We start from the raw sequence: 19569 nt of genomic DNA on the forward strand, positions 1-19569 counted from the left end.
GGGAATAAGGAAATATGGGCAACCCCGCAACAATTTTTATCAGCATTGCCAGTTATCGGGATCCGCAGCTGATCCCGACGCTTCAGGATATGCTGCGCCACGCCAGCCAGCCTGAAAGGCTGCACATTGCCGTGTGCTGGCAGGACGATGAGGATCTCAGCCTCTTTACGCGACACGGCTTCGTCCCCATGGGCAGCCGGCATGTTGCCGGACACGAGGCGTTTATTTTCAGTTTCCAGCAGGCCCGAATCGAACTCATCAGCGTGCACTACTATGCCAGCCAGGGGGCCTGCTGGGCGCGGAGCCTCGCGGAATCGCTATTTGAGGCAGCAGACTATTTTCTGCAAATTGATTCCCACTGCCGGTTTATCCCCGGCTGGGATAACGAAATGATAAGCACGCTGCGCCAGCTAGCGGCGAAATCTCCCCGGCCAGTGCTCTCCTCCTACCCGCCTGCGTTTGTTCCCGGAGAAGACGAAGAAGCCAGTAAAAAACGTTATGTGAGCCGCTTAATCTTCCGGGAGTTCAACCCGCAAGGGCTCCCGATGTTCAGCTCCACGCCTTTTGAGTCTCCCGAACCCGTCAGGGGCAGCTACCTGGCCGGAGGATTTATTTTTACCCGCGGGGACTTCGTAAAAGAGATCCCCAACGACCCACAGATTTTCTTCGCAGGTGAGGAAATAGCCATGGCCGTGCGCGCGTTTAGCCACGGCTACGATATCTACCATCCCCATAAGCCTCTGCTATGGCACTACTATCAGCGCAAAGAGCACAGCAAAGTCTGGGGCGACCACACGAATCAGGCCAAAGAACAGGGCTCCGTTGAGAAGGCCTGGTGGGAGCGCGATGCCGCGTCGAAAAAGCGAGTCAGAACCGTGCTAGGTCTGGAGAGCGAGCCCGAAGGCGGCTTGGCCCCCTATGGGCTGGGAAAGATCAGAACGCTGGAGCAGTTTGAATATCAGGCCGGTATTTGCCTGAAAAACGGCACGGTTTTACCGGAAGTCATGGCCGAGGATAAAGTGAATTTCTTCTCCGACCCGCCCGCCGACCATGCCGAATGGCTACGTCGGCAATATGCCTGGCATAAGAAGACCCTTACGCTGAGCAAGACTGATTATGAAGCAGACAACGGCGACGTAAGCGCACTGCATATCAGCGTCTATACCCAACAGAACGAGTTGTTCCACAGGCAAACGCTCACCCGCAGCGAACTGCATGAACTACGCCAAAAAACGTCCTCGGAAGAGATCTCGCTTCCGGTGGAATTTAAAACCACCAGCCTAAGCAAACCAGGCTCGATCAGGCTGTGCACCTGGTCAGACAGCCTGGGCTGGGGCACCGTCACGGAGAAGACATGGTGAAAAGTGAAGCCCTTTTTTGTCGATTAGTCAGCGTGGATACCCTGTTTTCTTTTGACGGCATTATTCCCTCTGCGCCGGACTTTCAGCTCAGGCTGATCTCGCTGATTGAGCAGTTCAACAAGGCGCTGCTGGTGGAAAACCAGGTGCCTGAAGAAAGCGAGGCGCTGTGCCGGGCGCTGTGTGATTATTTTGATAAGCGCTTGAGCAGCAATGCCCAAAACAACTCTCTGTCCTGGCAACGCTACTCGCTGGTGCAGTATTTCTATGGCTTTGTTGACAGCGAGGAAGCGCTCCCCCTTTCCGCCCGGCTGGATGCCCTGCTCAACGCCGACAGCGAGATCATTTTTCGCTACGCCTGGAAGCTGCTGACGCTGGTGATGCAAATTGAAGGCAGTACCGATGCCCTGGTCTCGCTGCGGGCGGCTAAACGCGCCCGCTATTTTTCACGCGCCCGGGCAGAGACGCCTCCTTCGGAACACGCAACGGCATCCTGGGTGAGCCCGCGGGCCGGGGCGGCAGGATCCCCGCGCTTGATGATCTTCGTCATCGGGCCGTTTGCTGGAAAATGGTTCAGCCAGTCAAACCTGTCATCCGGCAGCGAGCATGGCATCCTGTGGGTGATTGAGGAGAACGCCAACGGCCTGGCCAAACGGATGGCGTATTTAAAGAAAAATAACATCGCCCTTGCTACGATGGCTTATTTCCCGCTGCTTGCCGACGGCTTTGAAAGCAGTAGCATCATGATCGAGCAAATTACCGCCTGGCAATACGCCTTTTCATCCATCCGCCTTTCTGAGCCTTTACCCTGCATGCTGGGGCTCTACACCCGGCTCAGCCAGCAGCGCTCCGCCCACGATCCGGATCGGGCTATCTGGACCGGCGGGCTTGCCGAGCCGCCTTACGGCCACCTCAAGCTTGAGCATCAGTGGGCGAGCCTGCTGGCCGAGCTGGAAGCTAATGACGACGGGAAAGATCTCTACGCCATTCAGCGCCACGCGGTAGCCAGCACGCTGCTTTCCTGGCTGGCTGAAAGCCGTATCATGAACGTGTTACAGACCCTGTTTGACAGCACCCAGCTCGACTTTGCCGGCATCACTCTCGCCGATCACGGCCAGGGATTCACCCGGCATGGGGCCTGGTCCCTGTGGCTTTCAGAGCGATACGGTATTTTGCCCGGCCTGTCGGCTTCTATCGCCCTGCCTCCGCTGCCGGAGATTCCCCTGCCGCCGGTTGAAGAGCCGCCTCCTACCCCCTCTCCTGCGCCGATTCCAGTGCCGGTGGAGATCCCACGCCGCCGACGCTGGCCTAAAGCACTCGCCGCCCTGCTGCTGCTGTGCCTCGCGGGCGGCATTGGCTACGCCATACAGCAGGATGCGGTGGAAATTCGCGGCCAGATTAGCCAGATAAAGCCGCTCCAAAGACTGCTGGGAATAAATGACAAACCCGATGCATCGGCATTCCTGCAGCTCGTGAACAACGCGCCTTTATTTGAGAACGGCAGCAGTAACCTGATGCCGGAAAGCCAGCACATTCTGACGCAGCTGGTGCCTGAGATGGCGCGCAATCCGCTGCAGATGTATCTGATCATCGGCCATTCTGACAACACCGGCTCTGCCACTGTCAACATGGCCCTGTCCACAGAGCGCGCTCGCGTTATCCGCGACTGGCTGGTGGAACACTCGGGCCTGGCCGCCAGCCAGTTTATCGTTGAAGGCGCGGGCAACTCTCGCCCGATAGCCAGTAACGCCACCCAGGAAGGACGCGCGCAAAACCGCCGCGTCGAAATCATTCCGTTATCTATGCAAGACTACAAGGATTGAGAGAGTCGCTTATGAGTAACAAACCTGTGACCTACCCCCTCAATGAGGGCAGTTTCGTGACGTTGAATCCGCAGGAGGATCAGTCGATCAATATCCTTCGCTACATGGATGAGGATCACAATCCCTATAACATCTTGATCAACCGCACCACTCTTGAAGAAGAGCAGACCGTTGATCAGTTCTGTGAAAAACAGTGGGATAAAATGAAACGCTTCGTCCCGGGATTCGAGGTCGAAGGGAAGAACCTCAGGCATGAGATCGGACCTGCCAAACTGCCGGTCCTGCAAACCGCGAATAAGTTTCTCGAGGACGGCACATGGATCCGCCAGGTCTCGTCTATCATTACGCTTCCGGGGCACCCGGTGCTGAACCCGAATAAACGTAAGCTGCTGGTGTTTACCCTGGCCGTAAATAATGATTTCACCGAAGCACAGCGTAAACATTATGTCCGGATTATTAACAGCTTTGTTCCTCTGGAAGCGCCCCTCGGCGAAAGCGAATAACCCTCCCGCTGAAGCATCCCTTCTTTTCGGGGGCTGATGCTTCAGCCCCTTCATTCTTCGCCAAGCTTAAAATGAGCCGTAGCGTTTAATGTCTTCAATTGGCCGTTTAAAATACTCTCGTCTGTCCATGACCGTATTTTCTATATCACTGAGCCCGGGGCGCTGATGCCCGATGCAGGGATATACGCCGTACCAGTTTCCCTGAGCCATCAGTTTTAACCAGTTGGTATCCAGTCCGGCTTTATTGCGCGCTTCGCCCTGCTCCATTCGATAAATGGCCCGAGAATAATTGTGCATCAGCGTTCGATAATAAGGCCTGTTCACCAGATAACTGTTTGCAAGAAAAGCGAACTCGACTTTATAAAAAGCGGAACTCACCTTTTTAATGATGTAATAGCTGGCCGAAAGAAACCCCACATCCCAGTCAGTGTGCGCTAACTCACCCAGAAAAATATTAGCTCTTTCAATAGATTGAGGATCCTCATCGAACACCATATCATCTTCAAGAATCAGGACGTTGTTCCAGCCATTTATTTGCGCCATGATCAGGACATTCAGGTGGGACTTTGCGCAGCCCAGCGCGCCCTCTTCTTCCTCAATGGCCTGAAAATGGATAATTTTTTCTTCCGGGGCCTGAACCTTTTTTAATTCCGCGATAATTTCAGCCTTTCTATCCTGACGTTTCGCCAGATTGATATAGACAATTTTATCAATAAAATCCCAGTTAATTACGCACATATTGAGCCATTCCAAATAATTGCCAGCTTGTATTTTATCGCAAACTCCATGCCCTTATGGGCAACAGGTCTATTTTAGGATTATGGCTTTATTTTTCTTTCAATATATGTCATTGAATCTTTCTCGCCGATAGCCCTGCCGGGGGAGGTTTTTATATTCAGATCAAATTCTGCGCTCACTCAGGAGCGTGAGATTATTTTCATCAAGAGCGTACGGAGTCATCCGCTACTTTTAACAAAAGGCTGAGGAAATTCACGAACGTGGCGGAATGTTGACAGAAAAACACCTGACGTAAGTCCATAAGCCTACTCGGCCAGGCCATACAACTTCCCCCGTCATCTAAGCGTAGCGGGAATTATTACAATACGTACTTCGTTGTACATACCGTTACACAGCAACGCTCATCATCGGGGAAAGGCTGGTATATAGTGCAGCGATGCACAGGGATGATTTGTTGTGTTGATAAAAAATAACAAATTTTAAACAAATGGTAGTCATGTAACCTCAAATTAATAATGAAAATCAAGAATACTCTCTGCCTACATATCCTGATGGCGCTGCTTGCCGTTCTGGTCTTATGCGTTCCGGCCCTGGTGACGGGCTTGTTCACGCCGCTAACATTCCAGCCGCTGATTAAAAGCATGGACGGTACAGCGAAAGAGCAATCACAGAAAATAGCGACAATTTCCCATGCATTACAAGGTAATGCATTATTTTTCCTCGGCGCTTCTGAGGTGTCGACATCGGAAGATGAACATTACGCTGTATATAATTACTTTAATAAGCAATTACATCAGCCGGTGGTGGCTTACGGGGATAGTTATGTCGATAACATCACACAATTCCTGCTGCTCTCACGTTTTAAAAACGATATAAATGCCAACAGTAAAATTGTTCTGCTGTTTGCCCCGGACAGTTTTTATTTTGACACTATTCCTCCGGCTATTTTTGCCGATCATTTCCCGGCCGCTATTTTTAACCCACTGATGGCGGATGAAAAAGCCCGTCCTTTCCTGGTCAATTACTTACACCATATTGATGAAGAGGACATCAGCCATTTAACCCTGGGCGAAATGAAAATATATGGCTGGCGGCCAAAAGTAATTTGGCAGTCTATTAATTATGAGTTTGCTAACTTCTGCACCATGGTAAAAAACCATTGGCTGGCGTGGCTGCGCATTGCGCCTGAACCTCACCGCCCATGGCCCGCTCCCGCTGATAAGTACGCCGCGCCAGACTGGAACGAACAGCTGGCCCATGCCCGCGTATTGAATCAGGTTCGCCAGCAAAGTGCCGCCACCTTGTGGATGGACAAAAGCGTTTATGAAGACGGAAAAACGGCGGAAGAGTGGTACGAAACGCCGGTGGTAAACCGCCAGATGGAAGCCTTCAAGGCCACTATCGATCTGCTCAAATCCCGCCATGCCCAGTTCGTGGTGATCGTCGATCCGCTTAACCCGTGGGCGCTGAAAAACACGCAGAAATTCCAGCCCGTTGACCGCCAGATCAGGGCGTATCTCGAGCAAAACCAGGTGCGCTATTTCGATATGTACGCCCAGCCTTATCAAAATGGCTGGAACTGGGATCGCCTGCATCCCACCGAGCTGGCGTGGGTTGCTATGGACCGCTTTATTGCCGAGAGCTTTACACGATGAAAACTGCCGTTCGCCTGTTTGTGCTTTACCTCTTGCTGGCTATCACGGTGATCGCATGGTCTTCCGTGGACGACAGCATGAGTATCAAAGTGCATTTTGAATATCAAAAATTCTGAAGGATGAATGATGTATAGCTCCGGGGCATTTTTTTTCTTTCTGTTTTCATCGGCGCTGCTGTTTGCGCTGGTTAACCGCGTATTGCATTACCGGCTGACTTATTTGGCGGCATTCTCCGTGCTCGCGGCGCTGGCCTGGGGATATATTTTCCAGGGGGATTACCTGGTTCCGGTGGCGGTATTCTTTGCGTTTTATCTTCTCGTCACCCTGAAAGAGAAAGGTTGGTTAAAAACCTGGCAAGCGGTCACCCTGACGCTGCTGCCGCTATTGCTGGTGAAGTTACACCTGAATAATCACTGGGGCATGATTGGCCTGTCGTTTATGACTTTCCGCGCCATTGACGTGCTGCTTTACCGCAGCAAAAAAGATGGCCAGAACTTTTTGCATTACTTCTGCTATCTGTTTATGCCGTTTATTATTCTTGCGGGCCCGATGTACCGCTGGAGAACCTGGGTCGGCGATATTAATAAGCCGGTATTCAGGCTGACCCGCGAACAGTTTTTACTGGCCGTGGAGCAAATCGTCACCGGCGTCGTGCAGAAGTTTTTGTTTGCGATGCTTATCGACAATCTGGTGATTGAGTCCTGGAGCCACCGGCCGTTCACGCTCACCGTCGGCGTGGTGATGTCGGTCGCCTACAGCGCCTATCTCTACTTTGATTTTGCGGGCTACAGCAACATGGCTATCGGCGCCGGGCGGCTGTTTGGCCTGAATATTCCGGCCAACTTCAATATGCCGATTCTGGCCAAAAACCCGCAGGACTTCTGGCGCCGGTTCCACATCAGCCTGTCTGAGTGGCTGCGCGACGTGGTCTTTATGCCAATTTACATGAATCTGATGAAGCTCGATTTCTTCCGTCAAAACAAAACCCTGGCACAGAACGTGGGCATCTTCTGCACGCTCTTTTGCATGGGGGCCTGGAACGGGCTTGAACGACACTACGTCATCAGCGGCGCGCTGTTCGGCGCCATTTCCGTTGCCCATAACATGCTGCTTTGGTCAGCCAAACGTAGCCCGGCCTTGAGTAACGGCTTACGCCATCCGGTTATCGCGTTTTTTGGACGAATTCTGACGCTGGCTAGCGCCGCGGTCTCCCTCTACATCTTTAGTGGAATGTCACCTCTATGAACCTTCATCCAGAGCTTCAGGAACTGCAGGATTTTCTGCGTGCGGCATTACTTGACCCCGCGCGTCCAAACCAGTTAGCCGTCAGCGGCAGCGATACCGCCCTGACCTGGCAACAGCTTTCCGTCGCTGCAACCGACTGGGCGCAGCGCTACGCGCAGTGCGAACAACCCGCCGGCACGCCGGTGGTTTTATACGGGCATCAGCAGGCCGAATTTGCCGTGGCAATTTACAGTTGCCTGCTGCACAACATCCCGTATATTCCGGTGGACTGCATCTACCCGCAGGAGCGACTGAAAGAGATCTGCCAGCTTGCCAGCGCCCCTTATTACTACGACGTCGTGGCGAAGCAGTTTGTGGCGACCGGCGAAACCGGCAGCGTGCTGGCCGAGCCCGATCTGGCTTACATCATGTTTACCTCAGGCAGCACCGGGAAACCGAAAGGCGTGCAGATTGGCCGCGAGAGCCTATGGCACTTCATGAAGTGGGTGCGCAATGACTTTGCGCTGCCGGACGTGCCGGTATTAATGAACCACGCGGTGTTCAGCTTCGACCTGTCTCTTATTCCTTTGCTGGCGAATCTCGCCACCGGCGGACACATCGTGCTGAACGCCAAGGAAGATATTGCCGCTGAAAACTGGCTCGATCGCCTGAAAACCAACGAAGTTTCGGCCTGGGTTTCCACGCCCTCTTTTGCCTACCAGAAGCTGCTTTCCCCGCAGTTCAGCGCCGAGTATTTGCCCACGCTGAGCGTGTTTGTGTTTATTGGTGAAGTGCTGAACAAAGCGCTGGTCAGGCAACTGCGCCGCCGTTTCCCACAGGCCAAAATCCTGAACTCCTATGGCCCAACGGAAGCTACCATCGCCACCACGGTGATTGAAATTACCGACGAGATCCTGCACAGCGAAAACGATGTGCTGCCGGTGGGCACCATGATGCCGGAATCCCACATGGAGATTACCTCCGAAGGTGAGCTGATTATCTGGGGGAAAAACGTCATGCGCGGTTATCTCGGCCTGCCGCAGGAAAACGCCGCGAAATTGCTGCGCCGCGAAAGCGAGCAATACCGCGGCTATCGCACCGGCGATCTCGGCTACGAAGACGGGCTGCTGTATTGCCAGGGCCGTAACGACAGCCAGATCAAGCTGAACGGTTACCGCATTGAAATCAACGAAATTGAAAACCGCCTACTGGCGATGTCCGGTATTAGCGAAGCCGTGGTACTGCCGCTGATGAAGTCCGGCGGCGGCGTGCTGCGTATTGCAGCGTTCTGCGTCACTGGCCTTGCCCCGGAGGCGATCAAGACTTCGCTCGCGAAGGTGATCCCGCCTTATATGGTGCCTTCACAAATCATTATTAAAGACGCTTTGCCGCTGAACCCTAACGGCAAAATCGACCGCAAGCTGCTGGATACCCAGGCTCGCACGAATTAATGACCCAGGAAAATAAGATGGAACAAGAAATTCTCGCCCTGTTTGAAAAAGTGTTATCCCGCAAGGTCGGTTTTAACGATGAACTGATCGAGTCCGACATTCTCGACTCTATTCTGGCCGTTGATTTGGTGCTGGAAGTGCAGGACGTGTACGGCTGCATGATCCCGCCGACGGAAGTCGCCACCGTGCTGAAAACCCCGGCGGATCTGGCGCGTTATATTGAAGAGAATCGCTAGTCACGGGCATTAGCGGTCTCACTCAAACATACGGGAACAGTTCTGCCCCTCTCCCTTCCAGGGAGAGGAGTAGGATAAAAGCGCTGATTCAGGCTATAGGCTGCACCGTCTCTCTTTTTTTCAAAGCAGCAATCATTTGCCGCAGTTCAAACTTGAAAACGGGCTGAGAGATACCGAACCCCTGAAAGAGATGCACCCCGGATGCCAGCAGCAGCCTTAATTTCTCGCGGCTATCAATCCCCTCGGCAACGCAGTAACTTCCCGTTAATTCACAGTAGTACGCCAGGCTTTTGATCAGCGCCAGCGCGTGAGGTTCATACTGCGCGTCGGCCACGACTTTGCGATCCAGTTTGTAATCGTTGAACCGCACCGCCCGCACCGGGAAATAAACGCTGCTCTGCGAAAAGCAATCATCAAGCATCACCCGGTATCCCTGGTGCTGAAGCTGGGTAATAAAGAACCGGCTCTCCTGATGCTGATTCAAATTCAGATCTTCTGATATTTCCAGCACCAGCCTGTCCGTCCAGAATGGATTTATCAGCCGGGTACTCAGACGTTTAATAATGCCGAACAGACTTTCACTGTTTGAAACCGCGGCCGGAATATTCACCGCGAAATAATACTCCCCCTGGTACTGATTAATGCCGCCCACCGCCTCTTGCAGCATAAAGGCCGTTAACAGCCGCCACGTATAGCTGGAGCGGATCTGCGGCAGAAACTCTGCGGGCTGTAGGGTTTGCCCATTTCGATGCCAGCGGGCCAGGATTTCTAACCCTTTCAGCTGCAGCCCACCGTTCACAATAGGCTGGAATACCGGGTAAATCTGGCGGTTGTGGATGGCATAAACCAGCTCCCTTTCAAACGGTGAAAGGGCAGCCAGCATCCCCGCTGAGTCTCCTTTTTTCTGCTTATTACTCGCCATCGGCGCCTTCTCATGCAGCAGCGGATGAACCATTTTTTTTAACCCGGATATTCGCTGCACATACAGCGTCTTATGGCTGACGCCGCGCTGTTTCGCCTGCTCCTGAATCGTCTGCCCGGCCAGAGAGTCCACCAGCACATCCAGCTCTTTTCGGGTCAAACCGTCTGGCCGGATCTGGCTCACCAGCTCCTCTTCAAGGCCGTGTTTTTTGAGACTGACGCTGTTATCCCAGTCCCCGCGCAGCAGCGCGGCCAGGCTGGCGCAGGGCAGATCGGACGGCATCACCCGCACGCCGCCAAGATAACCGTCTTTTTTCACTAATTTCTGTAGCGAACGCCAGATCCATGAGGCTGAACTTCGGCTCAAAATGAGCATGGGGAGCTGGCCATCATGTCGATCGAGCAGTTGCGCCACCTGCCGCAAGACGACAAGCAGCCAGTAGGGCCGATCGGGCAGATAGACCACAAACCGCGCCCCACTCTCTTCCTGCGATCTTTCTTCCCCCAAGCCTGGGAAAAATACCGTGCGGGTTTGACTTGCTGATAACAAATTCGCCAGCCCGCACGCCATCATGTTGCAGGGCGAGAGAATGTAGGTCACACGCTCGCTCGCCTCTGCGGATGTGCCGCTACTGGTAAACAAACGTCACCCCGATTATCGACTGTACATTGCCCGCCGTAACCTGCCCGGTGGTTCGCGCGTAGGTCGCCGTTAGCCCCAGATCAATCGGGGTCGTCCCAACCGTTCCCAAAGAAACGGTGTTGGCCCCCCCGCTCTTTATGGCAGTACCGTTCCGCAGCAATTGAACCCCAATCCCCTGGGCTGGCGAGCTGGCAGACGTATTGGTGAAAATGGAGTTATCGCTGCCCAGCGTGTTGCCTGACAAAAAGTAACCAATTCTCTGGTTTTGCGCGCAGCGCACGGTGACAGGCGCAGGTGCCGTGCCAGGGTAATCCGGCAGATTTACCGTCACGTTACGGGCGGACACGTCACAGCCACCGGTGGGCACCACGACATCGTTGTTGGCGTAGATATTCCAGTTGATTACCTGGCGATTTCCGTTAATGGAGTCTTCTTTTTCCAGAATAAGCTGGGCAATCATGGTGTTGGCTTTAACTACCACGCCACTGGCGGTGCTGACGGGCGTTAAATACAGCACGGCCTGCCAGCCACGATAATCGCCCCAGGTGTGGTTTACCCAGGCGGTTTCCGTTGTGGTTGGGAAAGGATATTGCACCCCGAAATAGCCTAATGATCCTCTGAAAGCGGCGAGCACGCCCTGATACGCGGAGCCGGACTTGATCCTTACCGGATCGGTATATTGAGCTGGGGCATCGTTTTTGCACTGAATCGACTGGGAAAGATCGACCACTAAGTTTTGCCCTGTCGAAATGGACGGCACAAGATTAACCTTGACGTTCACGGTGCCGGAGCCGCTGATGGATGTCCCCAGTGACTGGCAGGTAAACGCCTGGCTGGTGGTTGACCACCCCAGACCGGCCACCGTGGCCAATAACGCGATGACTTTTTTCATTGCATCCTCCTTGCGATCAGGACCAGGTGTAGGTGACATTGATCACCGCCTGAATGGTTCCCTGGGTAGTCCCGCCGTTGACCGTTATCGCCCTGACCTGCAGAGGAAAACTCGCCCCCTGGCTGCCGGCATCGACCTGAACAGTTTTATTGGCGCCGTTATTCAACGTCGCGCCGCCGTTGTCCTGCAGCTGGAGCTGGAGATTACGCGCCGTGCCCTGGTTGGCGTAATACCCCGTGGCATCCGCCGTGCCGCTGAACGTCGCGGTCACTTTAGAGGTCCCGACCGGGCAGTTGGTCAAACTCAGGACAACATCATGCCAGGCGGATGAGGCGCCGGCCTGCACCAGGCTAAAGGTATAGAGATCGCCCAGATCGACCGTGGCCGTTGGGGTCGAGATCGTGCAGGGCTTCGCCACTACCCTGCCGTTCACGGTAATCGTGACGTCATCCGCCTTCGCCGTGGCAGAGAGCACCAGCAGTACTCCGGCAAGCGCTCTCCCGGGTAGAATCCATTTCATGTCCGCCTCCGGTTACTGAAATTCAAGTGTGAATACTGCGGTCGCATTTACGTGACCGGCGGTGACCGGCAGCTGCGTTGCCATCAGGCGGGCATAAAAACCCAATACGTTGGTCTGGCCGGGTACCAGCGTGGTCCACTGAATAGCCGACGATCCCGCGTTGATCGGCATCGGCGTCCGGGCATTGTCCAGGATTTGGATCCCCATGCCTGCCGCCGCCGATACACCGCTGTCCAGCTTTAATAAACTGGTGTTGATGCTATCCGCCACGCCGGTAAACCCGACTTTCACCGCGGTAGCCAGGCCGCCACATGGGGAAAGCACGATGCGAAAAGGCACCAGCGGCGTGGTGGCTCCCACCGCAGAAAACTGTTTGGCAGAGTTATTCATCAGATCGACGGTGAAATCTTTTGACTCCGCCGCAACCGAGCAGGCGTTGTCCCGGACATTGCCGCTAATAGTAATCGTGCTGTCTGCCGCTTCAGCAGCAGCGGCGAACAGTGACAGGGCGATGCCGACGATATAAAGAGATTTAGTCATGCTTATTCCTTAGCGACACAGTGCCGAAAGCGAGCTCAGCATCTGCTTCTGGCTCTCTTCACCCAGACGGTAGTCCGCCACGCAGCTGGCACCCGGTCCGTCTCCCCATTTGGCTAACACCTTGCCCACCAGCGGCATTCCGCTCAGGTACACCTGCCCGCCGTCGGCCACAATACTGCTCACCTGCAGGCCTTCGGCGGTCACAACCGCCCCGAAAGGCACCGGCTTGCCGTTGTGGGTCAGCGTCATGAGCATTTTCACCCCAACCTGTGGCTTGAATTCCGCGCGCACCACGGCGCCGTGGGTTGGCACCACGTTGGCGACCGCATCCTGAAGATCTACGTTGTCGGCCAGCGTGTTGGTATCCAGCGCGATCCTGTTTTCACGGTAGTCGCTGGCATACGGGAGCACGGCATAACCGCGCCAGTCAGTACGCACGCCGGTTTGGTTTTCGACTTTGACGTCCCCGGCTCCGGGGGCTTTCACCAGCACGACCGTGCTATTCAGCGGCTGGCTGAAGGTCACACCATCCGCATGCGCCAGTACGCCACCGCTCGCGCCGTAGTAAACCTGTTTCATGCCGTCGCTGCGGCTATAGCCCACGTTCGCGTTGCCATATCCGCCGCGATAGTTCAGTGCGGCATAACCTGTACTGTTGCTATTCCCGTGCCCGCCGCCCGCGTAGCCGGTCTGCACGCTATAGCTCAGGTTATTGTCCTCCAGCAGCGTGCCGTACAGCCCGGCCAGGTTGGTCATCCGGCCATTAAGATCGTGCGATGCGCTGTAGCTGGCGTTGGCATTACGCCAGACGGATTTGCTGTCGGAACGCAGCCAGTGGCTTAACGGGATATTGACGTTTACCGCCAGCATCTGGTCACGCCCTTCCTGCCAGGCGTTTTTCGTCAGGCTGTAGCTGACCGTCCAGTTGATGTCATCCACGGCGGTGTTCAACCCCACCTGCATCTGCTCGTCGGCGCTGCTGCTGTTCCAGTAAGTCTGGTGGCTGCCGCTGAGATAAAGCGTTGTCGTTCTGCCCAGCTGTTGGGTCAGGCTCAACTGCACCCTGCCGCGCTTGTTGTAGGCGAGGTTGTAGTAGTCGGTAAACTTAGGCTTAACCTGAATCACGCCGTCCTGCGTTTCCACGCTGTAACCACTCATCCGGCTGTAGGCACTGTCGGCGAGGGTAAAATAGCCGCTGGTTGAATACCGGTAGCCCACCAGTTGGATATTGGTGCCCAGTTCGTTCAGCGATTTGTTATAGAGGAAGCGAAGCGACTGCCCCTGGTGCTCGCTGTCATCCGCTAGCCTGGCATTGGCCTGGGTTACGTCCATCGACAGCGCCCCCAGCACGCCCATGTTTTTCCCTACGCCAAGGTTGAAGCTGCGGTAACGGTCAGCCAGTTGGCTGCCGCCATAAAGCGTCCAGCCATCGGACAAACCATGCAGCACCGTGCCCTGGAAGAACTTAGGCTCTTCCTGCTGGCGATTGCCGCTGCGATACTCCCCGGCGGTCAGGGAAAAACGCGTGCGCCCTTCGCGCTGTAAAACAGGCACGGATGACCACGGCACGCTAAAGATTTGGCTGCTGCCGTCGGTTTCTTTGATAGTGACCTGCAGATCGCCGCCGCCGGTGGCGGCATAGAGATCGTTAATCGTGAATGGACCAGGCGGAACGGTGCCCTGGTAGATTTCATAGCCATTTTGTTTGACGATGACGTGCGCCGTGCCCCGGGCAATGCCGCGGATCACCGGCGCAAAGCCTTTCATGCTGTCGGGCAGCATATTATCGTCGGAGGCTAATTGAGCCCCCCGGAAATTGACCCCGTCAAAAATATCGCTGTCCGTATAGCTGTCGCCCAGCGTTAGCCGTGAGCGCAGGGAAATAATATCGCGCTCAAGCCAGGTGTTGACGTGCTGCCATTTATTTTCGTTCGCTGAGCTGCCACCGCCGCTGTTGTAGCTCCAGGTGGTGTTGTCGCGCAGCCGCCACGCCCCGAGGTTGATCCCGCTCTGAAGGTTCAGCCAGGCATAATTGCTGTTACCACCGCGATCGTTTTGCACGCTATTGCCGGTGAAATTGTAATTCAGCAGGCCGGCGTTAATGCCGTTATCCCAGCGATCAGGCGGGATGTACCCTCTGGCCCGGTTGCCCATAAACGCCTGCGGCACCGTCAGGTTCAGCCTTTGCAGGCCGACATCAAACTCGGCGGTAGCCTCAGGAATAAGTTCGGTCATCGGCACGCAGGCGTCCGACGCCAGGGCATTCATGCCGGCAATGGCCGCCACGTTAACGCCCATTCCGGCCCATTGCTCACGCGTCAGGCAGGGAGCCAGGCCGCTGCTGTTCTTTGCCGCAGCGAATTTGACGTCCCGCGTGGCGACAAACCCTTGGTTGAGATAAATATCGACACGATAAGTCCCCGGGGGGGCTTCCTGCCCGCTTTCAAAACTGGACAAATCAGCCACCGCCGAAGGATCGTCGGCTAAAAAGCGCGGGTTAAAATACAAATCCGCGTGGGCCGAACAGGCCTGCATAGCGATGAAAAGCGCCAGCGGCGTTTGTACCAGAGTACAAAAAGAAGCTAATTTGCGCCGTGGGCGACGGGAGCCGAAACGCGCTAATCCATATTTTAGATGTGACATTGTCCCTCCGGTCCGCATTCGCCCGGCAGTCAGTTCTTCATTGTTATTTAACGCAGGACGGCCTGTCCTGAATTACTGCATAACGCCCTGCATCCGTGGCGTTAGCGCCCCGTAGTCGTTAATGGTCTGGTAAGTGATGTTGGCCCCGGCATCGGCCGGTAGCTTCACTGAAGTTTTTCCCAGCGGCGGGACAAGCGCATTGTCCAGCACGCGGGTGCCGGCATTTATATCCGTCACCGTCAGGTAATACGGGGTGGGATTGTTTACTATCAGTTGGCCATTGCTGCGGCTAAAGGTCAGCTTTTCTGCCGCTTTCTCCGGGGCCAGCGCCAGGTTATCCGGGCGGTAATAAAGTTTGATTCGGCTGATGATCGCCAGCTGGAGCGTGTTCTCATTCAGCTTTGATTTTTCCATGGATGGAATAGCTTTCACGTTCAGCCAGAACAGGCTCTCCCGATCCTTCGGCAACTGGTTATTGGTCGCATCTAAAATGCGTAACGTGGTTTCTTTTTTCCCTTTGATGGCAAACAGCGGCGGGGTGATCACGAACCGGCTGTCTTTGTCACCACTGGCGTTTTCTACCCACGACTGAATAAGGTAAGTGCTTTTTTCATCGTTGCTGGTCACCGCCAGTTGAACCTGCTTTTGCCCTTCAGGATAAATAACGCGAGTCGCCCCTAACGCTACACCCGCCTCTGCACGAGCCATAAAGCCCATTGCCGCAGCTATCATCATCGCCGCCAGTAAACCGCGACCTCTTAGTAAGCTTTTTGTCACGCTCGCACCTCTGTCCTTGTCGTTGTTGTTTGTGTCCACTACGCCCGCATTCAGGCTATAAATAGGTCAAAGCAAACCAGGCCTGGGCATTAGCCAGCCCGCCGGTAACCTGATGCCCGGTGGCGCGATATTTAGCGATAAAATGGAGTGTGTTTGGCCCGGTATATATCCGGGTCCAGAGCTTTGCCGGGGCATTGAGCGGGATTTGGCGCTCTTCGGCATCAAAAAGTGCAACGCCCACGCCTTCAGCTATACCCGGTCCCTCGCCCACCGAAAGTACCGCCGGGTTTTTACCGTCGGCCACGCCCATAAACGCCACGCCAACGTGCCGACTAACATTGGTATTACAGTCCTGAAGGTGGAGCGCGAAAGGCACCGGGTCGCTATCTTCCCCAGGCGCGTGGAAGCGATTGCTGCTGATCCTGCCCATTTCAACCGTCATTTGGCGATCGCCCGCTTCTACGCGGCAGGATTCGGCAACGATCGTGCCCTGAAAGCGCATATTGCCGCCTGGCAGCATGACATGTGTTCTGTTACCGGCCAGCGCCAGCGAGGGCAGAAGAACGCTCAATAGAACCCACTTTATTCCTCTCATCGTTATCACCTTCAAATCCGTAGTAGATGACGGGCCGTCCCTGGCCCCGAGTGATTTCCCTGTATGACTGACTGATTACTCGTACTGAACTTTAAAGGTCGCGTCCGCGTTAGCGGTACCGGCCGTAGCCGCACCCAGCGCGATGTAACGAGCCTGCAGAGGAATAATATTGGTGCCATCATTCAGCGTAGTTTTGGCGCTGAAGGTTGCCCCATCCAGTGCCAGCGGTGTGCTGGTGCTGTCGAGGATCTGAATCCCCACATTAGTCGCACCGCCCGCCGCAGGACCCTGAATTGCCAGCGTGTCGGGTTTACCGGTTACTGCTACGCCAGAGAACGCAACGGAGGCTTTGGTGGACACAGTGGTATCGCAATCATTCAGTTGGATGTTGAAACCCACCGCAGAACTGGTGCTGCCTACCGCTGCCAGTCGGGCTGAACGAACCTGACCCAGTTGAACAGTCTGGTCTACCGAACCCGCATCAACGGCGCAGGCAGCGTTAACAATTTCACCTTTAAAATGAACGGTGCCACCGTTAACCGTAACGGCATAAGCCGCTCCCGAGCTCAGAGAGAGGGCTGACAGTACAACGAAAGCCAGATTTTTGATTTTCATAATTTATTCCTTTAAACAATTTCACTAAAACGAATCAGAACCGGCAGTCGCTATGCCTTCCATAAGACCTATGTTTCAGCTTCACGAAACGATCGCCTATTCACATAAGCTCGCCCCTAAGAGAGCTACCCTCTCAATATTGGTGGGAGCCGGGATGAAATATTAATAAAGTCTCTTAAATCGTCCTTGAAATTATATTTAACAAAACATCAATATCATCACATTGCATTGATTTTAAATGTTTTTTATATTTAATCCTATTAGGAATTTTCCCTGATGTTATTCTCAATCACGGTTTTGAAATTAATTTCTATTGACATTCCACACGTTGTAAAGAAACTAGAGAAGAAACAGGAACGTTGACTAAAAATTCAAAAAAAGACCACCTACAAAAAACAACAGGGATAACCTCGCTTAAAATAATTATAAAATACTCATTGCATTGAATTTATCATTAATATTACAGGGAAATGACCCACCAGAATTTATTAAAAGGAACTTAATATGCACCTTTAATCTGGAAAAAAACCGCAAATCTTAGTTTGCACATTAAAAAATTAATATCTGACGCAGACACTTTTCATTCTGCGCCGGCCGGGCTTTCACATATCAAAAAAACCTCTGGCGAGGATATACCACGCAATAAAACCTATTGCACCGGGTATAGAAATAATGACTAATGGATAATTGATATGAATATAACCTCACCGTTATTGCCTGTGCCATCTCAACATTCCCACGTTGAGTTTGTTTATCACATACTTTCTGCCTGTCATTTTTCTGCAACAGGTCTTTCTGCATTGCTTCATGAAAAGGGAATGAATACAAAACTGATTACCCCCGAGAAAAACACCCGATTGATTTCTAAAAGAAATGAAAGCGATGAATTTAACCATCTGATAGTTTTTATTCCTGAAGATCCCTTTCAGATGCTGATGACGCTGAAAAGCCTGATATCGTTATTACAAATTCATCACCATAAGATAAATATCCTGATCATAAGTGGGTTGTCATCTTCATGGCTGTTTAGTTATTTTAAAAATGTGATGCCGCGAAACTCGAACCTCAGTACCATCAGGGGAGTCAGCATCTATACCAGCGTGATAAAACTCAGAAATACGCTGCATAAAGACATTAAAAACATTCCCACGCTTGTCTCGCTTGCCAGGCAGGAAGAACGCAATGGCGGCTTACGTCATGAAGGGCTCACTATCCATGAGGTCAATACGCTTCTGGAACTTTTTAGCCCCTCTGACAATGAAGACACCGCGACAATAAAAAGCTTCAGTACGAAAACGCTCTATAACCTGCGTTCGAGCGGGTTAAAAAAACTGGCGGCCATTCACCCGATGATGGCCAGGCTGCTGCCCGGCCGGCATCGCAAAGCACAGCGCCAGTCGAAGCCCAGGGGATTAACAACCAGAATGCTCAGCAGCGAGGAGAGAAAGATTACCCATGCCCTTCAGCATGGTCTGATCTTCCCCGTTTTCCAGCCCATTGTAGACGGCGAGATGCAGATAGCGGGCTTTGAGATATTTTGCCGCTGGTACACCAACGGCAATGTATTGTTGCCAAAAGACTTTTTCCATGAGATCCGGACACGAGAAACGTGGATCATGCTCACGGCCCACATCATCAGAGAAGCCGTGGTGAATATCAATAACTATGCGGGAAAACTAGAGTTTTCAGTCAATATTCCACGGGCACTCACTGAGAGTACTGCCCTGTTTAAAATTGTTGAAGCCGCCAAAGCCCAGTTGCTTGAGCCGACCTGGATACGCTGCCTGGTGCTGGATATTAACGAGAATGTGGATTTAAGCTATGAGTCTAAAACGGTAACTGTATTAAATCAGATTTCCGGGCTAGGCGTAAAAATTGCGCTGGATGATTGCTTCGCAAAAAATAGCGTCTCATTTCCAGTCAGGCAGATAAAATTCAATCACTATAAGCTGGATCGCTACATTGTAGAAACATTTATCAATAATCGCGATGATAAAAACCTCATTGATGGCTTAATCTATTATGCCAGCGTGACAGGCAGCCAGTGCGTGGCAGAAGGTGTCGATAGCCCGCAGAAATTCATTATGCTAAAGAAAATGGGCATCAGTTTATTTCAAGGGTATTATATTTCGAAGCCAGTGCTCCGCGAGGAATTAGATGCGTTAGTTTTTCGTGGTATTCAATAACCGCTATATTTAACAATGTCATTCAGCTTGTAAAAACACCTCCATAATTCGCATTTTTTTGGCGGACAGGAATAAGTTTCTCTGTCTTAGTTACTTCGTTTATTGTCAGGCTGATGATTAATATATCGCCCGACATATGCACATATCATGAATAAATAAGCAAGCTGCTGTATTTATTGATTGATTACCACAGAGTCGTTCAGGTTTATACCGCCCACTACCGGAGCGGCCTCACCAGGGTGCTACTGG

17 protein-coding genes are annotated in these 19569 nt (G+C 53.1%); 8 read left to right on the plus strand and 9 right to left on the minus strand.

What is annotated here, in order from left to right:
• Positions 1–14 precede the first annotated feature (14 nt).
• From ACR6JA_RS18605 to ACR6JA_RS18615, 3 genes are read left to right on the plus strand one after another with little or no spacing between them, the layout of a single operon-like run.
• Positions 15–1361 (plus strand): GlcNAc-transferase family protein, encoded by a 1347-nt coding sequence (locus ACR6JA_RS18605; protein ID WP_213713044.1) that lies wholly within the window; start codon positions 15–17, stop codon positions 1359–1361.
• Positions 1355–3181 (plus strand): OmpA family protein, encoded by a 1827-nt coding sequence (locus tag ACR6JA_RS18610; RefSeq protein ID WP_494494000.1) that lies wholly within the window; start codon positions 1355–1357, stop codon positions 3179–3181. Before ACR6JA_RS18605 ends, ACR6JA_RS18610 begins: the two co-directional genes overlap by 7 nt.
• Positions 3182–3192: 11 nt before the next feature.
• Positions 3193–3684 carry a DcrB-related protein gene (locus ACR6JA_RS18615; RefSeq protein ID WP_008454347.1) on the plus strand — a complete coding sequence of 164 codons (492 nt, stop codon included), beginning with the start codon at positions 3193–3195 and terminating at the stop codon, positions 3682–3684.
• Positions 3685–3750: 66 nt separating this feature from the next.
• Here the strand turns inward: ACR6JA_RS18615 and ACR6JA_RS18620 are convergent, their stop codons facing one another.
• Positions 3751–4437, minus strand: a complete 687-nt coding sequence (locus ACR6JA_RS18620) for a glycosyltransferase family 25 protein (RefSeq protein WP_494493999.1) — start codon at positions 4435–4437, stop codon at positions 3751–3753.
• A 500-nt stretch (positions 4438–4937) separates the two neighbouring features.
• Between ACR6JA_RS18620 and ACR6JA_RS18625 the strand changes: the two genes are divergently transcribed.
• From ACR6JA_RS18625 to ACR6JA_RS18640, 4 genes are all read left to right on the plus strand, one after another.
• A complete protein-coding gene (locus ACR6JA_RS18625) occupies positions 4938–6077 on the plus strand; it encodes a D-alanyl-lipoteichoic acid biosynthesis protein DltD (RefSeq protein ID WP_494493998.1) in 1140 nt (379 codons plus the stop codon).
• A gap of 126 nt (positions 6078–6203) precedes the next feature.
• Positions 6204–7322, plus strand: a complete 1119-nt coding sequence (locus tag ACR6JA_RS18630; RefSeq protein ID WP_166876646.1) for a membrane-bound O-acyltransferase family protein — start codon at positions 6204–6206, stop codon at positions 7320–7322.
• Positions 7319–8752 (plus strand): AMP-binding protein, encoded by a 1434-nt coding sequence (locus ACR6JA_RS18635; protein ID WP_494493997.1) that lies wholly within the window; start codon positions 7319–7321, stop codon positions 8750–8752. Before ACR6JA_RS18630 ends, ACR6JA_RS18635 begins: the two co-directional genes overlap by 4 nt.
• Positions 8753–8769: 17 nt before the next feature.
• Positions 8770–8988 (plus strand): acyl carrier protein, encoded by a 219-nt coding sequence (locus ACR6JA_RS18640; RefSeq protein ID WP_008454337.1) that lies wholly within the window; start codon positions 8770–8772, stop codon positions 8986–8988.
• Between the two features lie 88 nt (positions 8989–9076).
• On the opposite strand, the gene ACR6JA_RS18645 is transcribed toward ACR6JA_RS18640, so the two are convergent.
• The 8 genes from ACR6JA_RS18645 to fimA form a co-directional block, all read right to left on the minus strand.
• On the minus strand, positions 9077–10552 hold the full coding sequence (locus ACR6JA_RS18645) for an EAL domain-containing protein (RefSeq protein WP_494493996.1): 1476 nt from the start codon (positions 10550–10552) through the stop codon (positions 9077–9079).
• Positions 10539–11444 carry a fimbrial protein gene (locus tag ACR6JA_RS18650; RefSeq protein WP_213713036.1) on the minus strand — a complete coding sequence of 302 codons (906 nt, stop codon included), beginning with the start codon at positions 11442–11444 and terminating at the stop codon, positions 10539–10541. Before ACR6JA_RS18650 ends, ACR6JA_RS18645 begins: the two co-directional genes overlap by 14 nt.
• A gap of 16 nt (positions 11445–11460) precedes the next feature.
• Complete coding sequence (gene fimG, locus ACR6JA_RS18655) at positions 11461–11964, minus strand: type 1 fimbrial minor subunit FimG (RefSeq protein ID WP_494493995.1); 504 nt, start codon at positions 11962–11964, stop codon at positions 11461–11463.
• A 12-nt stretch (positions 11965–11976) separates the two neighbouring features.
• Complete coding sequence (gene fimF, locus ACR6JA_RS18660) at positions 11977–12504, minus strand: type 1 fimbrial adaptor subunit FimF (RefSeq protein ID WP_213713032.1); 528 nt, start codon at positions 12502–12504, stop codon at positions 11977–11979.
• A 9-nt stretch (positions 12505–12513) separates the two neighbouring features.
• A complete protein-coding gene (locus tag ACR6JA_RS18665; RefSeq protein WP_213713030.1) occupies positions 12514–15147 on the minus strand; it encodes a fimbrial biogenesis usher protein in 2634 nt (877 codons plus the stop codon).
• A 72-nt stretch (positions 15148–15219) separates the two neighbouring features.
• Positions 15220–15924, minus strand: coding sequence for a fimbria/pilus periplasmic chaperone (locus tag ACR6JA_RS18670; protein WP_434082313.1), 705 nt, complete (start codon positions 15922–15924; stop codon positions 15220–15222).
• Positions 15925–15979: 55 nt separating this feature from the next.
• Positions 15980–16519 carry a type 1 fimbrial minor subunit FimI gene (fimI, locus tag ACR6JA_RS18675; RefSeq protein ID WP_213713028.1) on the minus strand — a complete coding sequence of 180 codons (540 nt, stop codon included), beginning with the start codon at positions 16517–16519 and terminating at the stop codon, positions 15980–15982.
• Positions 16520–16594: 75 nt separating this feature from the next.
• Positions 16595–17134: a type 1 fimbrial major subunit FimA gene (fimA, locus tag ACR6JA_RS18680; protein WP_039300680.1), complete on the minus strand. Its 540-nt coding sequence runs from the start codon at positions 17132–17134 to the stop codon at positions 16595–16597.
• A gap of 692 nt (positions 17135–17826) precedes the next feature.
• On the opposite strand from fimA, the gene ACR6JA_RS18685 reads away from it, so the two are divergent.
• A complete protein-coding gene (locus tag ACR6JA_RS18685) occupies positions 17827–19320 on the plus strand; it encodes an EAL domain-containing protein (protein WP_494493994.1) in 1494 nt (497 codons plus the stop codon).
• Positions 19321–19569: the final 249 nt, after the last annotated feature.

This window comes from Cedecea sp. B1(4), assembly GCF_059414925.1.

Coding starts and splice junctions, on each gene's coding strand:
- fimG (WP_494493995.1), bottom strand. CDS start 11,964: ATGAAATGGATTCTACCCGGGAGAGCGCTTGCCGGAGTACTGCTGGTG.
- ACR6JA_RS18625 (WP_494493998.1), top strand. CDS start 4,938: ATGAAAATCAAGAATACTCTCTGCCTACATATCCTGATGGCGCTGCTT.
- ACR6JA_RS18650 (WP_213713036.1), bottom strand. CDS start 11,444: ATGAAAAAAGTCATCGCGTTATTGGCCACGGTGGCCGGTCTGGGGTGG.
- ACR6JA_RS18665 (WP_213713030.1), bottom strand. CDS start 15,147: ATGTCACATCTAAAATATGGATTAGCGCGTTTCGGCTCCCGTCGCCCA.
- fimI (WP_213713028.1), bottom strand. CDS start 16,519: ATGAGAGGAATAAAGTGGGTTCTATTGAGCGTTCTTCTGCCCTCGCTG.
- ACR6JA_RS18610 (WP_494494000.1), top strand. CDS start 1,355: ATGGTGAAAAGTGAAGCCCTTTTTTGTCGATTAGTCAGCGTGGATACC.
- fimA (WP_039300680.1), bottom strand. CDS start 17,134: ATGAAAATCAAAAATCTGGCTTTCGTTGTACTGTCAGCCCTCTCTCTG.
- ACR6JA_RS18640 (WP_008454337.1), top strand. CDS start 8,770: ATGGAACAAGAAATTCTCGCCCTGTTTGAAAAAGTGTTATCCCGCAAG.
- ACR6JA_RS18605 (WP_213713044.1), top strand. CDS start 15: ATGGGCAACCCCGCAACAATTTTTATCAGCATTGCCAGTTATCGGGAT.
- ACR6JA_RS18635 (WP_494493997.1), top strand. CDS start 7,319: ATGAACCTTCATCCAGAGCTTCAGGAACTGCAGGATTTTCTGCGTGCG.
- fimF (WP_213713032.1), bottom strand. CDS start 12,504: ATGACTAAATCTCTTTATATCGTCGGCATCGCCCTGTCACTGTTCGCC.
- ACR6JA_RS18615 (WP_008454347.1), top strand. CDS start 3,193: ATGAGTAACAAACCTGTGACCTACCCCCTCAATGAGGGCAGTTTCGTG.
- ACR6JA_RS18685 (WP_494493994.1), top strand. CDS start 17,827: ATGAATATAACCTCACCGTTATTGCCTGTGCCATCTCAACATTCCCAC.
- ACR6JA_RS18630 (WP_166876646.1), top strand. CDS start 6,204: ATGTATAGCTCCGGGGCATTTTTTTTCTTTCTGTTTTCATCGGCGCTG.